Below are 491 nucleotides of genomic sequence, written 5' to 3'. Positions count from 1 at the left end.
ACTGAACTCGACGAAGGTCGTGGGGGACGACATGACAGTGACACCGCCCGCGAGCGCCATGTCGCACTCGCCCTTGCGTAACGCCTGCACCGCCAAGTGCAGCGCCACCAACGACGACGAGCACGCCGTGTCCACCGTCAACGCGGGACCCTCAAGACCCAACGCGTACGCCACCCGGCCCGACATGACACTCGCTGCGTTGCCGGTGCCGACGTAACCCTCCACGTCCTGCGTCGAGTTCTCGATCAGGGACGCGTAGTGCGGGCCGTTGGTGCCCGCGAAGACGCCGACCTGCTGTCCCCTCAGGGAGACCGGGTCCACTCCCGCGTGTTCCACGGCCTCCCACGACGTCTCCAGCAGCAGCCGCTGCTGCGGGTCCATCGCCAACGCCTCACGCGGCGAGATCCCGAAGAAGTCCGCGTCGAACTCCCCCGCGCCGTCGAGGAATCCGCCGTTCCGGCAGTAGGTGCGCCCCGTGGCATCCGGGTCGA

1 protein-coding gene is annotated in these 491 nt (G+C 68.4%); it reads right to left on the bottom strand.

Translation table 11 applies throughout. The features are described from left to right. Nucleotides 1-491: beta-ketoacyl synthase N-terminal-like domain-containing protein (locus NGF19_RS30460; protein WP_252429176.1), on the bottom strand; the 491-nt coding region annotated here is incomplete at both ends.

Origin of the sequence: Streptomyces macrolidinus (assembly GCF_023887685.1) — a bacterium.
Lineage (GTDB): Bacteria > Actinomycetota > Actinomycetes > Streptomycetales > Streptomycetaceae > Streptomyces > Streptomyces macrolidinus.
This window is presented reverse-complemented; position numbering and strand designations above follow the sequence as displayed.